The sequence below is a fragment of the Acidovorax sp. Root219 genome (assembly GCF_001428665.1).
GTDB lineage: Bacteria > Pseudomonadota > Gammaproteobacteria > Burkholderiales > Burkholderiaceae_C > Acidovorax.
This window is the reverse complement of record NZ_LMIJ01000010.1, coordinates 107,596-126,207: the sequence shown is the minus strand read 5'-3', so window position 1 is coordinate 126,207 and position 18,612 is coordinate 107,596. Positions and strand designations below refer to the sequence as shown.

17 protein-coding genes are annotated in these 18,612 nt (G+C 68.1%); 5 read left to right on the top strand and 12 right to left on the bottom strand.

Translation table 11 applies throughout. From position 1 onward, the window contains the following. The first annotated feature begins 1 nt into the window (after position 1). On the top strand, positions 2-691 hold the full coding sequence (locus ASE28_RS08960; RefSeq protein ID WP_082608000.1) for a DUF3025 domain-containing protein: 690 nt from the start codon (positions 2-4) through the stop codon (positions 689-691). A 319-nt stretch (positions 692-1,010) separates the two neighbouring features. Beyond that, positions 1,011-1,883, top strand: a complete 873-nt coding sequence (gene htpX / locus ASE28_RS08955) for a protease HtpX (RefSeq protein ID WP_057266312.1) — start codon at positions 1,011-1,013, stop codon at positions 1,881-1,883. Between the two features lie 183 nt (positions 1,884-2,066). On the opposite strand, the gene ASE28_RS08950 is transcribed toward htpX, so the two are convergent. Both ASE28_RS08950 and ASE28_RS08945 read right to left on the bottom strand, forming a co-directional pair. Further along, entirely contained in the window at positions 2,067-2,762 is a 696-nt protein-coding gene (locus ASE28_RS08950) for an SDR family oxidoreductase (RefSeq protein ID WP_057266311.1), read from the bottom strand. Positions 2,763-2,820: 58 nt separating this feature from the next. After that, positions 2,821-3,954: a thiolase family protein gene (locus ASE28_RS08945; protein WP_057266310.1), complete on the bottom strand. Its 1,134-nt coding sequence runs from the start codon at positions 3,952-3,954 to the stop codon at positions 2,821-2,823. Between the two features lie 17 nt (positions 3,955-3,971). Between ASE28_RS08945 and ASE28_RS08940 the strand changes: the two genes are divergently transcribed. Then, positions 3,972-4,622 carry a TetR/AcrR family transcriptional regulator gene (locus tag ASE28_RS08940; RefSeq protein WP_235516080.1) on the top strand — a complete coding sequence of 217 codons (651 nt, stop codon included), beginning with the start codon at positions 3,972-3,974 and terminating at the stop codon, positions 4,620-4,622. 173 nt (positions 4,623-4,795) lie between these two features. Further along, a complete protein-coding gene (locus tag ASE28_RS08935) occupies positions 4,796-6,364 on the top strand; it encodes a methyl-accepting chemotaxis protein (RefSeq protein ID WP_057266308.1) in 1,569 nt (522 codons plus the stop codon). Positions 6,365-6,395: 31 nt separating this feature from the next. Here the strand turns inward: ASE28_RS08935 and ASE28_RS08930 are convergent, their stop codons facing one another. Then, positions 6,396-7,442 carry a GlxA family transcriptional regulator gene (locus tag ASE28_RS08930; protein WP_057266307.1) on the bottom strand — a complete coding sequence of 349 codons (1,047 nt, stop codon included), beginning with the start codon at positions 7,440-7,442 and terminating at the stop codon, positions 6,396-6,398. Between the two features lie 108 nt (positions 7,443-7,550). Here ASE28_RS08930 and ASE28_RS08925 point away from each other — a divergent pair, with 108 nt between their 5' ends. Next, a complete protein-coding gene (locus ASE28_RS08925; RefSeq protein ID WP_057266306.1) occupies positions 7,551-8,894 on the top strand; it encodes an amidohydrolase in 1,344 nt (447 codons plus the stop codon). Positions 8,895-8,897: 3 nt separating this feature from the next. On the opposite strand, the gene ASE28_RS08920 is transcribed toward ASE28_RS08925, so the two are convergent. From ASE28_RS08920 to ASE28_RS08880, 9 genes are all read right to left on the bottom strand, one after another. Next, complete coding sequence (locus ASE28_RS08920) at positions 8,898-9,440, bottom strand: VUT family protein (RefSeq protein ID WP_057266305.1); 543 nt, start codon at positions 9,438-9,440, stop codon at positions 8,898-8,900. A 13-nt stretch (positions 9,441-9,453) separates the two neighbouring features. Beyond that, on the bottom strand, positions 9,454-11,184 hold the full coding sequence (locus tag ASE28_RS08915) for an NAD(P)/FAD-dependent oxidoreductase (protein ID WP_057266304.1): 1,731 nt from the start codon (positions 11,182-11,184) through the stop codon (positions 9,454-9,456). Between the two features lie 89 nt (positions 11,185-11,273). Next, positions 11,274-12,356 carry a hypothetical protein gene (locus ASE28_RS08910; RefSeq protein WP_057266303.1) on the bottom strand — a complete coding sequence of 361 codons (1,083 nt, stop codon included), beginning with the start codon at positions 12,354-12,356 and terminating at the stop codon, positions 11,274-11,276. A gap of 52 nt (positions 12,357-12,408) precedes the next feature. Next, on the bottom strand, positions 12,409-13,467 hold the full coding sequence (locus ASE28_RS08905; protein ID WP_057266302.1) for a YbhN family protein: 1,059 nt from the start codon (positions 13,465-13,467) through the stop codon (positions 12,409-12,411). A gap of 10 nt (positions 13,468-13,477) precedes the next feature. Further along, positions 13,478-14,707 carry a cardiolipin synthase ClsB gene (gene clsB / locus ASE28_RS08900; RefSeq protein WP_057266301.1) on the bottom strand — a complete coding sequence of 410 codons (1,230 nt, stop codon included), beginning with the start codon at positions 14,705-14,707 and terminating at the stop codon, positions 13,478-13,480. After that, the gene (locus ASE28_RS08895) at positions 14,704-15,471 is read right to left on the bottom strand and encodes an endonuclease/exonuclease/phosphatase family protein (protein ID WP_200963925.1); all 768 of its coding nucleotides are present in this window, start codon (positions 15,469-15,471) and stop codon (positions 14,704-14,706) included. Before ASE28_RS08895 ends, clsB begins: the two co-directional genes overlap by 4 nt. Before the next feature lie 171 nt (positions 15,472-15,642). Further along, complete coding sequence (cysK, locus tag ASE28_RS08890; protein ID WP_057266299.1) at positions 15,643-16,560, bottom strand: cysteine synthase A; 918 nt, start codon at positions 16,558-16,560, stop codon at positions 15,643-15,645. A gap of 88 nt (positions 16,561-16,648) precedes the next feature. Further along, the gene (rtcA, locus tag ASE28_RS08885; protein ID WP_057266297.1) at positions 16,649-17,701 is read right to left on the bottom strand and encodes an RNA 3'-terminal phosphate cyclase; all 1,053 of its coding nucleotides are present in this window, start codon (positions 17,699-17,701) and stop codon (positions 16,649-16,651) included. Then, positions 17,695-18,552, bottom strand: coding sequence for a nucleotidyltransferase domain-containing protein (locus tag ASE28_RS08880; protein WP_057266295.1), 858 nt, complete (start codon positions 18,550-18,552; stop codon positions 17,695-17,697). Before ASE28_RS08880 ends, rtcA begins: the two co-directional genes overlap by 7 nt. Positions 18,553-18,612: the final 60 nt, after the last annotated feature.

Genomic DNA, 18,612 nt, shown 5'->3' with positions numbered 1-18,612 from the left:
GATGGGGGAACCGGTGGCCCGGCAGGAGCTGCCGGTGCACCGCGCGCTGCAGTGCTTGCCGGCCATGCCGGTCCAGTTTGCCCCGCAGGACGACTTGCCCGAAGGCGCGGCCTACGAGCAGCACATCTTCGACACGCGCCGCGTGCCCACGCGCGACAACCTGCACGATTTCTTCAACGGCCTGGTGTGGCTGCAGTTTCCGCAGGCCAAGCGGCGGCTCAACGAACTGCAGGCCGGTGCCATCGCGGCGCACGGCATTGGTGCGGTGCGCGGCCCGCTGCGCGATGCGCTCACGGTGTTCGATGAGAACGGTGCCCTGCTCGATGCGCCTGCGCCTTTGTGGGACGCGTTGAATGCGCGCCAGTGGCAGCGCCTGTTTGTGGATCTGCGCCCGCTGTGGCGAGAAGCCCGGCTGGTGCTGTTCGGCCATGCGCTGCTGGAGAAGCTCGTGACGCCGCGCAAGCCTATCGTTGCGCATGTGTACCGTGCGCCGGCACCCATGGCCTCCCTGGCACAGGCCGATGCCTGGCTGGCGCAGCAGATGCAGCCCGAATATTGGGCCACCAAGCCCTTCACGCCACTTCCGGTGCTGGGCGTGCCCGGCTGGTGGGCGGCCAATGAGGATCCCTGTTTCTACGCCGATCCGCAGGTGTTCCGGCCTTCCCGCGCCATGTCGGACAGGACGCCCTAATTCCCGTCAGCGACTGTGTGATAAGGCCCCTCCAGGCAATTCGCCCTACCATACCGCGAAGGGAAACTGCGGTTGCGGGCCACGGTGTGGCGGTGCTTGAATCGCGCCGGCCCACCCCCCATATAGTGAACCGTAACAGCCAATTCAGAAGTGCTTGCCACGCCTGCGATGCGCAGGGCGTCGTTGCAAATGCTCGCCATAGCTTCGGCTATGGCTGCGCTTTGCGCCTAGCCCTGCACACCGCAGGTGCGGCCCTCACTCCCGAATCGACTGTTGCGGTCCACCGGCCGCAGTTCCTTGTTTACCCCACGGAGAGAACATGAAGCGGATATTTTTGTTTGTACTGACCAACCTGGCCGTCGTCGTCGTCCTGGGGGTGGTGGCGAGCCTGCTCGGCGTGAACCGCTACCTCACGGCCAACGGCCTGAACCTGGGTGCGCTGCTGGGCTTTGCGCTCATCATGGGTTTTGGCGGCGCCATCATCTCGCTGTTGATCAGCAAGCCCATGGCCAAGTGGACCTCGGGTGTGCGCGTGATCGACGGCTCGGGTTCGGCCGATGAGCGCTGGATCGTCGAGACGGTGCGCAAGTTCGCCGACGAGGCCAAGATCGGCATGCCCGAAGTCGGCATCTTCGAGGGCGACCCGAACGCATTCGCCACGGGCGCGTTCAAGAACTCGGCGCTGGTGGCGGTGTCCACCGGCCTGCTGCAGGGCATGACGCGTGAAGAGGTCGAGGCCGTGATCGGCCACGAGGTGGCCCACATCGCCAACGGCGACATGGTGACCATGACCCTGATCCAGGGCGTGATGAACACCTTCGTGGTGTTCCTGTCGCGCGTGATCGGCTACGCGGTGGACAGCTTCCTGCGCAAGAACGACGAGAACAGCTCGGGCCCCGGCATCGGCTATTACGTGACTACCATCGTGCTCGACATCGTGCTGGGTTTTGCCGCCGCCATGGTGGTGGCCTGGTTCAGCCGCCAGCGCGAGTTCCGCGCCGATGCGGGTGCCGCCCAACTGATGGGCCGCCGCCAGCCCATGATCAATGCCCTGGCCCGCCTGGGCGGCATGCACCCGGGCGAGCTGCCCAAGAGCGTGGCCGCCATGGGCATTGCCGGTGGCATCGGCAAGCTGTTCAGCACCCATCCGCCCATTGAAGAGCGCATTGCTGCGCTGCAGAACAAGGCGTGATGCGTTGAACGGCCCCGGGACCGTATCGCTCAGTTAAAAAAAGCCGCCGGGTGTGAACCCGGCGGCTTTTGTTTTTGGGGACCTGCCTCATGCGGATTTGCATTCNAACTAGGCGGGAGCCGCNCAGTGCTGTAGCACGGCAAGGCGAACCAACGACGTTATACGGTTGAAGGCAAATCCGTATCAGCCCGCGTAGGCCGGGGTGGCGCTGGAGAGCGATTGCTTCACATGGCGCGTGGTGTCGTCGGCCAGCACCTCGGCGAGGCCGGCCTGCACGCCCTGCAGCGCCAGGCGTGCGACGTCGAGCGGGGCGGCCTTGGGGGCGTCCAGGCCGCGCGTCATGTCGGTGTCCATGTAGGCCACGTGCAGGCTGGTCACCTGCGTGCCCTGGGCGCGCAACTCGTTGCGCAGGCCATTGCTCAGCGACCAGGCCGCGGCCTTGGAGGCGCTGTAGGTGGCCACACCGGGAATCGTGAGCCAGCTCAGTACCGACAGCACGTTGAGCACCGCGCCACCGCCGTTCGCCTGGAGCACCGGGGCAAAGGCCTGCGCCACGGCCCAGGGGCCGAAGAAATTGGTCTCGAACTCGGCGCGCGCAGCTGCCATGGCATCGGTGCCCAGGAAGCTCGATCCGCGCGAGATGCCGCTGTTGTTCACCAGCAGCGTCACATCGGGGCAGGCGGCCACGGCGGCCGCGATCTGGGCGGGGTTCGTGACATCGAGCTGCACGGGGATGACGCCGGGCAAGGTGACGGTGGCGGGGTCGCGTGCGGCCGCGTAGACCTTGCGGGCACCTGCGGCGAGGGCCGCCTGCGCAAAGGCCAGGCCCAGGCCCCGGTTGGCACCGGTGATGAAGACGACGGAGTTCTGGAGGTTCATGGAAGCAGTCCTTGGAGCAAGAGGGTGAGGTGGGGGTAGGAGAAATGGTTGGTGGCTGTCACAGCGCCTGCAGCACCGTGGCGATGCCCTGGCCGCCGCCGATGCACTGGGTGGCCAGCGCGTAGCGCCCGCCCTGGCGCTGCAGCAGCGCAGCCGCCTTGCCGGTGATGCGCGCGCCGGTGGCGCCCAGCGGGTGGCCGATGGCCAGGCCGCCGCCGTCGAGGTTGATGGCCTCGGGCCGCAGGCCCAGTTCGCGGATGCAGGCCAGCGCCTGGGAGGCGAAGGCCTCGTTGATCTCGACCACGTCCATGTCGGCTGCGGCCAGGCCTGCGCGGGCCAGCGCCTTGCGCGATGCAGGGATGGGCCCCAGGCCCATGAAGGCGGGGTCCACGCCCGCAGTGGCCATGGCGACTATGCGCGCCAGCGGTTGCAGGCCGTGGCGCGCGGCGTAGGCCTCGCTGGTCACCAGCACGGCGGCTGCGCCATCGGTCAGTGGCGACGAAGTGCCCGCCGTGACCGAGCCGGTCTCGCGGAATGCGGGCTTGAGGCCGGCCAGCGCTTCGAGCGAGGTGGCGGGGCGGATGCAGCCGTCCTCGGCCACCACCTGTCCGTCGGGCAGGGCAATGGGCACGATCTCGCTGCGCAGCAGGCCGGCTTCGCGCGCTGCGGCGGCCTTGCGGTGGGATTGCAACGCCAGTTGCTCCTGGTCGGTGCGCGACACCGCGTAGCGCTCGGCCACGTTCTCGGCCGTCTCGCCCATGGCCATGTAGGCATCGGTCTGCTCGAACAGCACAGGGTGGGGCGAGAAGGTGAGGCCGCCCTGCGGCACCATGGTCATGGACTCCACCCCCAGGCACAGGTAGGCATCGCCCAGTCCGGCCTCGATCTGCGCGGCCGCAATGTGCACGGCCGACATCGACGAGCCGCAAAAGCGGTTCACCGTCATCCCGCTGACCCCGTGCGGCAGCCCGGCCAGCAGCGACGCGATGCGCGCGATGTTGTTGCCCTGCGCACCCTCCGGGTAGGCGCAGCCGGCGATCACGTCTTCCAGCGTCGCCGGGTCGATGCCGGTGCGCTGCACCAGGCTCCTGATGAGTTCGGCGGCCAGCGTGTCGGGCCGCACCTGGGCCAGGGCACCTTTGCGTGCGAAGTGGAACGGAGTGCGCGCATAGGCGGTGATCAATGCTTTCATGGGGGATGCCTTTTTAAATGTTGTCTGACATGAATAAATATAAATGTCGATCAACATGTAAAATAAGTCAAGCACAAGGAGAAGCCATGAAAGTGACGAGGGCGCAGGCCGAGGCCAACCGCGAGCGCATCGTGGATGTGGCAGGTGAGTTGTTCCGTGAAAAAGGGTTCGACGGCATCGGCCTGAACGAGCTGATGCAGGCTGCCGGGCTGACCCGGGGCGGCTTCTATGGCCATTTCGAGTCCAAGGATGAACTGGCTGGCCTGGCATGTGAGCGCGCACTCATGGCCAACCAGCACTACTGGGAGGAGCTGTCTGCCAAGCCGCCGGCCGAGGCGCTGCAGGCGCTGGTGGGGTTCTACCTCTCGGATCTGCATTGCCAGCACACCGCCAAAGGCTGTGCGATGGCGGCGCTGGCCGGTGACGTGGCCCGTGCTGGTGCGGCGCTGAAGGGCACGTTCGAAACCGGGATCGACAATTTCCTGCGGGTGCTGGAACCGCTGATGCAGGGTAACGGACCCGCCGAGCGCCGCGAACAGGCCTTGGCTGCGCTGTCGCAACTGGTGGGGGCACTGGTGCTGTCACGCGCCGTCCGCAGCCCGGAGCTCTCCGGCGAACTGCGTGCCGCAGCAGGGGCGAGCGTGCTGAGGGGGGCGGCGGCAGAGTGACCTTGAAAAACGCCCTTTCCTGCCCTTTGGCTGGAATCAGGCTGGCATGGGGCTGGCAGAGGGCACTCCGGGTTCAAGTATTCGTCCCATATTGACGATATAAGGGAAAACCCGGATTTGTTGCAATCTGCTACAGATCCAGTATTCACTGACCCCACCAACAGGCCTGCACCATGTCCCTCACCCAAACGCGTGTCGCGTTCCGCCTGGCCCTCGCCTTTGGCGTCGTATGCCTTGTGATGTTCCTGTCGGCAGCGGTGGGGATCTGGCGGCTGGCGGAGCTGCAGGATATCGCCGATGACCTGGGCGGCGCCTCCTCCGAGCGGGCCCTGCTGGCCCGCGAGCTGCACGCCATCGTGGTGCTCAGTTCGGTGCGGGCCGAGACCCTGCTGGAGATCGACAACCCGGCCTACACAGCGCGCATCGACGCCGACCGCAAGGTCACGTCGGCGCGCTCCAGCGAGGTGCGCAAACGGCTCGACGAGCTGACCGAAGACCCCGCATCGCAACGCATCTTCGACACCATCGACAAGGCGGGCAACCAGTTTCGCAGCGTGCGCGACGATCTGGTCAAGCGCCGCAAGGCTGGCGAGGCCCTGCCTGCAGACGCCATTGCCGGCACCCTGCGCCCAGCGGCGGATGCCTATGCCAAGGCGGTCGACGAGCTGGCCGAATACCAGCGCCAGCGGGTGGCCGATGCGCGCGCGGCGGCCACCCGCAGCGAGAAGATGGGCACCTTGCTGCTGGCTGCGGGCTCTGCGCTGGGGCTGCTGCTGAGCCTGGTGTGTGCCTGGTTGCTGTCGCGCTCCATCCTGCGGCCCCTGGCACGGGCATCGGACGTGACCGACCGCATCGCCGAGGGCGACCTGACCTCGCACGTGCCCGCCGCGGACACAGGCAACCGCGATGAACTGCAGGCCCTGGTGGCCCGGCTGGGCGACATGCAGGCACGTCTGGCGGCGCTGGTCGTGGGCATGCGCGGGGCCAGCGCCTCGGTAGCCGATGCCAGCGGCGAGATCGCGGCGGGCAACAGCGACCTGTCGGCCCGCACCGAGCAGACGGCCTCGAACCTCGAAGAAATCGCCGCCAGCATGGAAGAGCTGCTGGCCACCGTGCGCCACAGCGCCGACGCGGCCGCGCAGGCCAGCAGCCTGGCCACGGGTGCCAGCGGCGTGGCCCAGCGCGGGCGCGACGCGGTGGACCGGGTGGTGGGCACCATGGAGGGCATCGCCCAGTCGTCCCGGCGCATTGCCGACATCACCAGCGTGATCGACGGCATCGCCTTCCAGACCAACATCCTGGCGCTCAATGCGGCGGTGGAAGCCGCCCGTGCCGGTGAGCAGGGCCGGGGCTTCGCCGTGGTGGCCAGCGAGGTGCGCAGCCTGGCCCAGCGCTCGGCCAAGGCCGCCAAGGAAATCGGCGGCCTGATCAGCGACAGCGTGCGCCAGGTGGACGAAGGCTCGGCGCTGGTGCATGCCGCTGGCAGCACCATGGGCGAGATCGTCGACTCGGTGAAACAGGTGGCGACCATCATCGGCGAGATCAGCACCGCCGCGCGCGAGCAGACCACGGGCCTGAGCCAGGTGGGCGAGGCCGTGTCCCAACTGGACCAGATGACGCAGCAGAACGCCGCGCTGGTGGAGGAGTCTTCGGCCGCCGCGCAGGGCCTGCGCGTGCAGGCGCAGCAGCTGGCCGAACTGGTGGAGGCGTTTCGCCTGCCCTCGACGGGCACGCTGCGATAGGCCCGGCCCTGGCAGCTTCGCCGCACCCGTCTCAACCCACTTCCACCCGCCAGCGCCTGCGCGGGGCACGCAAGGCGTGGCGCTTGCGGTACTCGGCCGGCGGCATGCCGGTGTGCCGCACGAAGATGCGGCGAAAGGCCGCAGGGTCCGCATAGCCGCAGGCCACGGCGATGCTGGGCACGTTCTCCAGCGTCACTTCGAGCATCACCTTGGCGCGCGCGCAGCGCAGGGCATGCAGGTAGTCGAGCGGCGACTGCGCCAGCTCGGCCTGGAAATGCCGCAGCAGGGTACGTGTGCTCACCGATGCGGCCTGCGCCAGGCGTTCCAGTGAATACGGCTCTTCCAGGTGGGCCTCCATCCATGCGATGGCGCGCGCCAGGGTGCTGTCGCGCGTGGCCGGGATATGCTGCTGGGCATTGGCCTGCAGGGCGGCCTGCGCGCGCTGGTGGTCGGGCGCCATCACCGTGGCGCAGGCCCGGGCCATTTCCTCGCCAAAGGCATGGCGCACCAGGGCGATGGCCAGGTCCACCAGGTTGTGGGGCAGGGCGCCGCTCAGCCAGGGGCCATCGTCGGTCCAGTCCCGCCCTGGCAACAGCGTGATGCCAGGGAAGTCCCGCGCAAAGCCAGCCATGTAGAACCAGGGCAGGCTGGCCGTGCGCCCCTGCAGGCGGCCGCTGGCCGCGGCCAGCCAGGCGCCATCGCCCATGGTCAGCAGCTTTTGCCCGGCATCCACTGCAATGCCGACCTGCCGCACCAGCGCGGGGTGGCGCGCCACCACCTGGCGTATGGCCGGAATGTCGGCCGCGAGGAACGAGGCAATGAACACCGCCTGTGCCGGGCCGCTGTGCACTTCGGTGGACGGTCCGGCAGCGGTGTAGTGCGCCCATGGTCCGGTCAGGGCGGGCAGGGGCTGGCCGTCGGCATCGAGAAGCCGCCAGGCCATGCGCGGCGCCTGGTTCCCCGACCGCAGGCGGGCCAGCAGGTTGGCGCTGCGCAACAGGTCGATGAAGTGCAGGGCAGTGCCTAGGGAGGATTCAGGCACCAGCGGAATGTCGATGCGGAAGGTGGGGATGGGCATGGCGGTATCGGCTCTGTAGATGGCGATTTTCGCTTGTCATGAAACATCTGGGCACCCGTAGCATGAACGCTCGTTCTTTTTTAACTCCCCCTGCACGGACCCCGCCTCATGCACAAAACCCTCTCGTCGATCGCCGTTGCCGCCGGACTCGTGGCCGGCAGCCTGGCCCTGGTTTCTTCCGCCCATGCCCAGGCCCTGGATGCCGCTGGCCTGCAGGCCATCGATACCGCCGTGAACGGCGTGGCCGGCAAGATGGTCGGCTGGCGCCGTGACATCCATGCCCACCCCGAGCTGTCGGGCCAGGAAGTGCGCACCGCCAAGCTGGTGGCCGAGCACCTCAAGCGCCTTGGCATGGAGGTTCAGACCGGCGTGGGCGGCACCGGCGTGGTCGGCACGTTGCGCGGCGGCCTGCCAGGCAAGGTGGTGGCCCTGCGCGCCGACATGGATGCGCTGCCCGTGCCCGAGAACACCAACCTGCCGTTCGCCTCCAAGGTCAAGGCCAACTACCTGGGCAAGGAAGTGCCGGTGATGCATGCCTGTGGGCACGATGCCCACGTGGCCATGCTCATGGGCGCGGCCGAGGCCCTGGCGGGCATGCGGGCCACGCTGCCGGGCACCATCAAGTTCATCTTCCAACCCGCCGAGGAAGGCGCGCCGGTGGAGGCCGACGCCAGCGGCAAGGTACCCAGCTTCGGCGCCAAGGCCATGGTGGAAGAGGGCGCGCTGAAAGACGTGCAGACCATCTACGGCCTGCACATCACGGCCAACCTGCCATCCGGCGTGGTGGGCTACCGCAGCGGCCCGCTGATGGCGGGCTCGGACAACATCAGCATCCAGGTCGAAGGCCGCGGCGGCCATGGCTCGTCGCCCTGGAACGCAGTGGACCCGGTGGTGGCTGCCAGCCAGGTGGTACTGGGCCTGCAGACGGTGGTGAGCCGCCAGCTCAACATCAGCCAGGAGCCGGCCGTGATCACTATCGGCTCCATCCATGGCGGCACGCGCTACAACATCATTCCCGACAACGTGGAGCTGCTGGGCACACTGCGCACCTTCGATGAAGGCATGCGCCAGGAGGCACTCAAGCGCATCGCCACCACGGCCGAGTCCATCGCGGCATCGAGCGGTGCCAAGGCCAAGGTGCGCTTCGGCCCCGTCGCCTACCCCGTGACATCCAACCCTGCGGCGCTGACCGAAGCCTCGCTGCCTGCGCTCAAGCTGGCCACCGGCGGCAAGGCCATGATCATCCCCAAGGTCAGCGGTTCGGAAGACTTCTCCGAATTCCAGAAGGTGGCCCCTGGCTTCTTCTACTTCCTGGGCGCGCCACCCAAGGGTGCGGACTTCACCAAGGCACCATCCAACCATTCGCCGTTGTTCGACATCGACGAAGACCAGATGCCCGTGGGTGCCCGTACCCTGGCTGCGCTGGCCGTCGACTTCCTGCAGCGCAAGTAAGCTTCAGTGGAGCTGCGCTGCCCGGTTGCCGATGAGCAGGCGAAAGGGCAGCAGCAGCGCCACGCCCAGCACCAGCTTCACGGCCAGGTCGCCCAGGGCCCAGGTGACCCACGGGTCGCTGGTGCCTGCAAACGCGATGCTCCAGAAGACGGCCGTGTCCAGCACGGCCGCGAGCAGCGTGGCCACCAGCGGCGCGCGCCACCAACTGCCGTGGCGCAGGCGGTCGAACACGCCAATGTCCAGCCACTGCGACAGCAGGAAGGCCGTGCCCGAGGCCACGGCAATGCGGGCCGGCGCCAGCACCAGCGAGGCCGCCACCGCCACCGCGAAACCCACCCATGCCACCCGCCGCGCCTGCTGCGGGCCATGGCGGCGGTTGACCAGCTCGCTCACCAGGAAGGCCACCGGGTAGGTGATGGCACCCCAGGTGAGCCAGTCGTTGATGGGAAACTGCACCAGGATGTTGGAGGCCAGCACCACGGTGGCCATCGCCAGCGCCGCAGCGATGAACTGTGCGCGCGTGGGCGCTGTAAGCAGGAGGGCCATAGGGGCGGTGGCCTCAGGCCGTGCCCAGCAGCGCGCGGGCCACGGCTTCGCCGACCTTGATTCCATCGACCCCGGCTGAAAGGATGCCGCCCGCGTAGCTCGCGCCCTCGCCCGCCGGGTAGAGCCCGCCAGTGTTCAGGCTCTGCAGGTTCTCACCGCGCCCGATCTTGAGCGGGGATGAGGTGCGCGTCTCCACCCCGGTGAGCACCGCATCGTGCATGTCGAAGCCCTTGATCTTGCGGCCGAAGGCCGGCAGCGCCTCGCGCAGTGCCTCAATGGCGTAGCCGGGCAGGGCTGCATGCAGGTCGCCCAAGGCCACGCCGGGCTTGTACGAAGGCTCCACGTCGCCCAGCTGCTTCGAATCGCGCCCGGCGATGAAGTCGCCCACCAATTGACCGGGCGCACTGTAGTCGCTACCGCCCAGCACATAGGCATTGGATTCGAGCTGGCGCTGCATCACGATGCCCGCCAGCGGGTGGTGCTGCCCGGCCGGCTGCGCTTCGGCGCCATAGGTCGCGCCCAGGTGCAGCGCAAAGGCCTCGGCATCGGTCGGGTAGTCGGTGGGGTCGATGCCCACCACCATGCCGGCGTTGGCATTGCGCTCGTTGCGCGAATACTGGCTCATGCCGTTGGTGACCACGCGGCCTGGCTCGCTGGTGGCGGCCACCACCGTGCCGCCGGGGCACATGCAAAAGCTGTACACCGCACGCCCGTTGGCCGCGTGGTGCACCAGCTTGTAGTCGGCCGCGCCCAGCAAGGGGTGGCCGGCATGGCGGCCCCAGCGGGCGCGGTCGATCACGCCCTGCGGGTGTTCTACCCGAAAGCCGATGGAAAACGGCTTGGCCTCCATGGCCACGCCGCGCTGGTACAGCATGGCAAAGGTGTCGCGCGAGCTGTGGCCCAGCGCCATCACCACATGGTCGGCACGCAGTTCGGTGGTCTCACCCGTGGCCTGGTTGAGCACCGTGAGGCCGCGCAGGTGTCGGCTCTCGCCCGTGCCTTCGACGACGACGTCGGTCACGCGCTGTTCGAAACGGATCTCGCCGCCCAGTGCGATGATCTGCTCGCGCAGGTTCTCCACCACCTTCACCAGCTTGAAGGTGCCGATGTGCGGGTGTGCCACGTACAGGATCTCTTCGGGCGCCCCGGCCTTGACGAACTCGCCCATGACCTTGCGGCCCAGGTGGCGCGGGTCCTTGATCTGGCTGTAGAGCTTGCCGTCGCTGAAGGTGCCTGCGCCGCCTTCGCCGAACTGCACATTGCTTTCGGCGTGCAGCTCGCGCTTGCGCCACAGGCCCCAGGTGTCCTTGGTGCGCTCGCGCACCGGCTTGCCGCGTTCCAGCACGATGGGCTTGAAGCCCATCTGCGCCAGCACCAGCGCGGCAAAGATGCCGCAGGGCCCGAAGCCCACCACCACGGGCCGCAGCGCCAGGTCGGCGGGGGCCTGGCCCACCGGCTGCCAGGCCATGTCGGGCGTGGGCTGGATGTGCGGGCGGCCGGCATGCTGGGCGAGCAGGGCGGTTTCGCGCACTGGGTCGGCCAGCGTGAGGTCGATGATGTACACCGCCAGCAGGTCGGCCTTGCGCGCGTCAAAGCTGCGCTTGTGCACGTGCACGGCGGCAATGTCGGCCGGGGCGATGCCCAGGATCTGGACGGCCTGGGCGCGCAATGCGTCCAGCGGGTGCTCGGCGGCGTCGGCCGGCACGGCTGCCAGCGGCAGCTTGATTTCGGAGAGGCGGATCATGGTCTTGCAGGCCCGTGTCGATCGGGCGGTGGCAATGTCGTGGGGCTGGTATTTTAAAGGAGGCGGTGCTGCCATGCCCGCCAGGGTGCTCAGTCCGGGTCCAGCATGTCGGCGGCCTGGGCCTTGAGCCATTGCTTGAGGTAGTCGTTGTCGGCTACCGCCTGCACCTCCCGCTGCAGCAGCGGAATGTCGTGCTCCAGTGCCTGGATCTGGCTGCGCAACTGGGCCATCAGCTGGCCGGGCTGCAGCTTGCGCTTGGATGCAAGGCCCAACTGCAGCCGCATCGTGTTCTCCAGCGTCACCACCTCCTGGCGCAACTCTGCCAGTTGGTCGGTGAGGACCTGGTTGTAGCGCTGCAGGTGCGTGTCGCCCACGCCCGCCATGTGCTGCGCGTCGATCTGCTCCACCTCCAGCTGCAGTTGCAGCAGGTCGAGCAGGCTGTTGGCGGCATAGGCCAGGTTCACGCGCTGCATGAGTGCGGTCTTGCGCAGGCGCTCGGCTTCGTCGGGCTCGCGGTCGGGGTGCAGGGCACTGGCCAGCTTGCGGTACACCGCGCGCACCGACAGGCTGGCCTCCTGGGCGGCTTCCTGCTGTTCACGCTCCTGCGCGCTGGGCTTGCGGCCGCGGCCGGCACGGTGGCGCTCGCGCTCCTGTTGCGCGCGCGCCTGCCGGGCCTGCATTTCCTCCTCCACCCGGCGCACGATGTCTTCGGGGGATTCCGGCTCGGTTGCGGATGGCAGCCGCGGCGCGTCGGTGCTGTCGGGTGTTTCCTCGGTGTCGAGCGGCTCCTCGGTGTATTGGGCGTGCAGCGCCTGCATCGTTGCGCGCGTGGCGGCATCGCGCACGTTGTGGGCCAGGTCGCCAGCGAGCCGGGCGATCACGGCATGCAGGTCGCGCAGCAGCGTGCGGCCCAGGCCCTTGCGCGCCGAGGCCTCTACCAGGGCGTTCACCAGGCCGGCGTGCGCAGCGTAGTACCTGTCGAGCAGGGGGGCGACGTCTTTGGCGTAGCGCTGGTGGTAGGCGTCGATGGCCTGGTTCCATGCAGCCAGGATCTCGCGCTGTTCTGCGATCTGCGCGAGCAAGCCGTTGAACGACTGTTGTGCCAGCGAGAGCGGCGCCTGGCCTTGCTGCGCGGTGATGCGCAGCGGGGTGGCGGGGAGGGAAGAGGACATGAAGCGCGTGGCAGGGGCAAAAGGCCCTCGATTTTGCCCGCACGGTGGCTGTTCAGTTCGAAGAGGTCGCCGAGGCCGGTGCCGGCGTGCTTGTCCCACCCTTGCGCCAACGCAGTTCCACCACCCCGAAGGCCAGCGCGGCGACGGCCAGCGGCGCAAAGAAGTAGAGCGTGCGGTAGGCGAGGATGGCGGCCAGCGCCTGGGGGGCCGGCATATAGGCTGACAGCACGGCCGTACCCACGGCCTCCAGCACGCCCAGGCCTGCGGGGATGCGCGAGATCAGGCCGGCCACGGCACCCAGCAACACGGTGGCCAGGGCCGCCACATAGGGCGCCTGCTGCTGGGTGAGCAGCCAGATCGCTGCGCCCATCACCATCCAGTTCACTGCAGACACTGCCACCTGCAGCAATCCCACCGACCAGTGCGGCATGGGGAAGCTGTGGCCCCGCAGGGTGAGCGGCTGGCCCCGGCGCCACACGCAGGCCACCAGGTAGGCCGCGGTGACGCCCGCCATGGCGCCGCCAATCCATCGCAGCTGGCCGGAGGCCATGTCCCAGCCCTCGGGCAGTTGCGGCGTCCAGAGCCAGAACACCGCGCCCGCGAGTACGAAGTAGCCGAGCCAGTTGGTGATGATGCTGATGGCCACCACCTGGCCGATGTCGCCCACCGACAGGCCCTGGCGCGAGTACAGCCGGTAGCGCACCGTGACCCCGCCGATGAGGGAGCCCAGGTTCAGCGTGAACGGGTAGGCGATCAGCGTGGTGCCCACGGTGCGTGCCACCGGGAGGCCATGCCGGGTGTAGTAGCGCCCGAACAGGTCGAAGCTGCTGTAGATGCCGTGGCTGGCGAACGCCAGCGCGGCGCCGCCCAGCAGCGCGGGCATGGGCAGGTCGATCAGCGCATTCCACACGGCGCCCCAATCCACACTGCGCGCCTGCCGGAACAGCAGCGCGCCGATCAGCAGCACGAACGCGCCGGTGACCAGCGTGATGGCCCACGGCCACCAGCGGCTGTTGCGCACGGTGCTCCAGCGGCCAGACCCCTTGTGCGGGGCTGCGGTGGAGGGTGGCGTGGCAGTCCCGCGCAAAGGGTGGGTGGCGGGAGCGCTCATGGGCTGTATCCTAGGTGGCCGAAGCCGCCTGGGGATTGTCGGCTGCCAGCGCATTGGCCTTGACCAGCGAGATGGTGGGCTCGTGGCGCGGCAGCCAACCGGCCCAGGCCGGGAACCAGCGCATCAGGTGGAACACGCAGTAGCTGCGCACCAGGCGCAGGCCTTCCCAGCGGCTTTTGGGCGTGGGCTCCACCTGCTTGCAGGAGTTCTCCATCAGGTGTGCCAGGCGCCCGTACAGGGTCGAATTGAAGGCTCGGTCCCGGATGATGACATTGGCTTCGAGATTGAGCGACAGGCTCAGCGGGTCCAGATTGCTCGATCCCACGGTGGACCATTCGTCGTCCACCAGCGCCACCTTGCCGTGCAGCGGCCGGTCGCAGTATTCGTAGATGCGCACCCCGGCGCGCAGCAGGTGGTCGTAGAGCAGGCCTGCTGCTGTCTTCACGATGGGCATGTCGGGCTGGCCCTGCAGGATCAGGCGCACGTCCACCCCACGCCGTGCCGCGCGCCGCATCTCGCGGATGAAGCGGTAGCCGGGGAAGAAATAGGCGTTGGCAATCACCACGCGCTTGCGCGCCGAGCGCAGCGCAATGCGGTAGTGGCGTTCGATGTCGTTGGTATGGCCGTGGTTGTCGCGTGTGACAAAGATGGCATGCGCCGTGCCCTCGTACGGCAACCCGCGTGTGTTGGATGCCTTGTTGCGGCGGCGGTCATCGGGGTCGAGCACCGCTTCACGCGTGAAATGGTGCATCTGGGCGACGATGGGGCCACGCACCTGCACGGCGTAGTCCTGCTTGGCCTCCGGCCCGAAATCGGCCACATGGTCGGCGGAGTAGTTGATGCCCCCGATAAAGCCGAGTTCGCCATCCACCACCACGATCTTGCGGTGCATGCGGCGCAGTACATTCAGGCGCTGGCCCATCACGCGCTTGCCGGGGTCGAAAACGCGAAAATGAACACCGGCTTCCACCAGGGCACGCAGGTATTGGTCCGACAGGTCGGGCGAGCCGAAGCCATCCACCAGCACGTGCACCTGCACCCCGCGCTGCGCGGCAGCCAGCAGCACGGCATGCAGTTCCTGGCCGATCTTGTCGTCGAACAGGATGAAGGTCTCCAGCATGACCTCACGGCGCGCCTTGCGGATGGCATCGAACACCCGGGGGAAGAAATCCTCTCCGTTCTCGAGCAGTTCGAAATGGTTTCCAGGAACCCAGCGAGAGGACTGTGATGCGCGTTTCATAGCGAGATCTCCGCAGCCAGGGGGGCGTGGTCCGAGAGCTTGTCCCAGGGCTTCTTCGGCAGGTTCAATGGGGTGTGAACCGAGGCATTGCGCACGTAGATGCGGTCCAGCGCCAGCAAGGGCATCGATGCGGGGAAGGTGCGTATCGCACGGCCGGTGGACTGCACGAACACTTCATGAAGGTTGGCACGTTCGCGCAAGACTTCGTGGGCGCGGCCACGCCAGTCGTTGAAGTCGCCGGCCACCACCACCGGATCGTCGGGATCGAAGCTGTTGACAAGGTCGCACACGCTGCGCAACTGGCGTTGGCGGTGGGCTTCCTGCAGGCCCAGGTGCACGCAGATGGCATGCACGGGGCTGTGGTGGTTGGGCGGCTGCAGGATGCAATGCAGCATGCCGCGCCGCTCGGGTCCGCTCACCGAGATGTCGTGGTTCTCGTAGTGGGTGATCGGAAACTTGGACAGCAGCGCATTGCCGTGGTGGCCGTTGTCGTACACCGCATTGCGGCCATAGGCGAACTGGGTCCAGATGGTGTCTGCCAGGAACTCGTAATGGGGCTCCTGGGGGAAGTTTTCCACCCGCCCTGCATGGCGGTGGTGCGTGCCCAGCACCTCTTGCAGGAACACGAGGTCCGCCGCCACGTTGCGCACGGCATCGCGCAACTCGTGCAGCATGAAGCGCCGGTTGAAGGTGGTAAAGCCCTTGTGCACATTCACGGTCAATACCTTGAAGGCAATGGGCTGGGTGGTGGAAGCGTGAGCCATGCAAGCAATCGGAAAGAGGTGTCGCACCCTGGTGGTGCGGTGCACCACCCCGGATGCGCTGGGCACTGGGGTGGTGGCGTGTCACCTTGATTGTTCCGGCCGCAGGCCGGGCCTGCTGTAGGACGGTTGGCCGTCAGCGCGTGCAGCGCTTACCCGCCGTGCGGGGTGCGTTCAGGCAGGCAGGAAGCCTTCAACCGACAGGTAGCGCTCGCCCGTGTCGTAGTTGAAGCCCAGCACGCGCGCGCCCGCCGGCAGCTCGGGCAGCTTCTGGGCAATGGCGGCCAGCGTGGCGCCCGAGGAAATGCCCACCAGCATGCCTTCTTCGCGTGCGCAGCGGCGTGCGTATTCGCGGGCCGGCTCGGCATCGACCTGGATCACGCCGTCGAGCAGGGTGGTGTCGAGGTTCTTGGGCACGAAGCCCGCACCGATGCCCTGGATGGGGTGCGGCGAGGGTGCGCCGCCCGAGATCACGGGCGAGGCCGATGGCTCCACCGCGAACACCTTGAGCGCGGGGAACTTCGCCTTGAGAACGCGTGCCACGCCCGTAAGATGGCCGCCCGTGCCCACGCCGGTGATGATTGCGTCCAGTCCGTCGGGGAAGTCCGCCAGGATCTCCTGTGCCGTGGTGCGCACATGCACGTCGATGTTGGCGGGGTTCTCGAACTGTTGGGGGATCCAGGCACCGGGCGTCTGGGCCTGCAGCTCCTGGGCGCGGGCGATGGCGCCCTTCATGCCCTTTTCGCGCGGGGTCAGGTCGAACGTGGCGCCGTAGGCCAGCATCAGGCGGCGGCGCTCGATGCTCATGCTGTCGGGCATCACCAGCACCAGTTTGTAGCCCTTGACAGCGGCCACCAGCGCCAGGCCGATGCCGGTGTTGCCCGAGGTGGGCTCGATGATGGTGCCGCCCGGCTGCAGCGCGCCCGAGCGCTCGGCGTCTTCCACCATCGACAGGGCGATGCGGTCCTTGATCGAGCCGCCGGGGTTGGCACGCTCGGCCTTGACCCAGACGTTGGCGGCACTGCCGAACAGGCGGTTGATGCGCACGTGGGGCGTGTTGCCGATGGTCTGCAGAATGTTGTCGACTTTCATGGCGTCTCCTGTTCAGGCAAGGGATGGGAAGGGGAATGCAAAGCAGGCATTTTGGCCCAGTCCGGAGCCCATGGGCGCGGCTGGGCCTTCACGATGCGGGCCGGGGCTCTATCCGCACCAGGGTGCTGTCGTTCACAGCCTCGGTTGCCACCCGCACCGGCAGGCAGGCGTTGATCACCGCCGCATTCGTGCGCGTGTGGTCCGTGAGCTCGCTGGCCGTGTAGCAGGCAGCCTGGCCGGTGCGCCACACGGCCAGTGCCAGCGGCAGCATCCATTGGTCAGCCAGGTGCGGGCCCGTGGCCGCCGTGCTGCGCTGGAAGGCCAGCACCTCGTCGGCCAGCCGGCGTGCCACGAGTTCGGACGACACTCCACGTTCGCCGAACTGGCAGAACACTTCGGTCACCTGCGCGTATTCCAGCGTGGCCAGCAGCACGTTGCCAGGCCCTTCGTGCTGGCGCACGCCGGGCGCGCGCAACTGGTCGGCCTCGTGCGTCCAGCCCAGGCGCCGGCCCAGTTCCTCCAGTTCGCGCGCAGCCACGCTGCGCGCCAGGCCCGGGGCCAGCGCCTCGGCCCAGGCAGCCAGGGCCGCCCCGCGTTCGGTCAGGTTAAACGGCACGAGCGCCTGCGTCGCAGGGGTGATCACGGCCTGCAGCAGGCCGCCGCCCGCAGGGTAGAAACCGCGCCGCTCCAGCGTGAGCGCCAGCCCCACGCCCAGGCGCGCCAGCAGCGGTGCGTAGGCGCGCTGCAGAAAATCGAATGGTGGTGCCATCGGGTTGTGCGTGCCGCCCGCCAGCTGGATCCGGCTGGGCGCATCGGCCAGCATCAGTGCGGGAAGCACGGTCTGAAGCACCAAGAGGCAGCTGCCGGCGCCGGCGATGCGGAAGGTGTAGTCGCCCGCACGCACCGCGCCGGGCGTGAACTGCAGCGACTGCGAGCCCAGCTCCGCCCCCTCGGCCTCCCCACCGCTGACCTCCAAGGCGGCTTGGACGCAGGCCAGGTGCTGGCGCATCAGCCCAGGCTTGGCGCGGCCGGCACGGATGCGCTCGATGCGCAGCGGCCGGCCGGTGACCATGGACAGGGCCAGGCCGGTGCGCAGAATCTGGCCGCCGCCTTCGCCCTGGGCGCCGTCGAGCGTCAGCATGGCGCCTCCTTGGCTGGGGGCGCGTTGAAGCGCAGCACCGTGTCGTGCAGCAGATCATCGAGCGCGGCATGGCCCGGCACGGGCAGCGGCTGCACCGGCTCGGCCGCATTGCGTGCCAGCTCCGCTTCGATGAAGGCGTGGATGCCGGGCCAGCGCGGGCTGGTCGCGGCCTCGCCCGCGCGCATCTTCACCTCCAGCAGGGCGTTGATCTCGGCGATCAGCGCGGCGTCGGTCACCGGGTCCAGCGTGTGCTGGGCCAGTTCGGCAAAGCGCATGGGCGGCACGCCCGGGCGCGCGCGTATCCAGCGCGCGGCCAGCAGCGGGCGCAGCACGTACAGGTACTTCTTGTAGCGCACTTCGTCGGCCTGCAGGTGCTCGCGGAAGTTCTTCTTGGCCATGGAGGCGTAGTGGTGCCAGCCCTTGGCGTTGGAGAACACGGTCTCGGCCAGCGCGCGAAAGCGATCCATGGTGGGCCCGTCCTCGCCGTAGACCACGGGTGAGCGCAGCCATTCGAGCAGCGTGGGGTTGGACTCGCGCATCAGGCCCAGCGCCTTGCGCAAGTCCCAGCCGTTGATGTCCAGGTCGCCGCTGATCGGCACTTCGATCACGTCGCGCCCTGGCGTGACCGTGAGGTACCAGGGCAGGCGGTTCACGTAGATGAATCGCACGTCGTAGTCGCTGTCGGGCGAGGCAAAGCCCCAGCCTCGGCTGCCCGACTCGCAGGCAAAGAGGATGGTGACCTGGTGCTGCGCCTCGATGGCGCCCAGGTTCTCCATGATCTGCACGCGCATGGCGGGATCGATGGGGTGGGCCGATTGCAGAAATTCTTCTTGTTGCTGTTCTTGGTGCATGTGCTGATCCGGGCGCTGGTCTGGCCAGCGCGGGCTCCGTTCAATGATTGCGATGGAGGT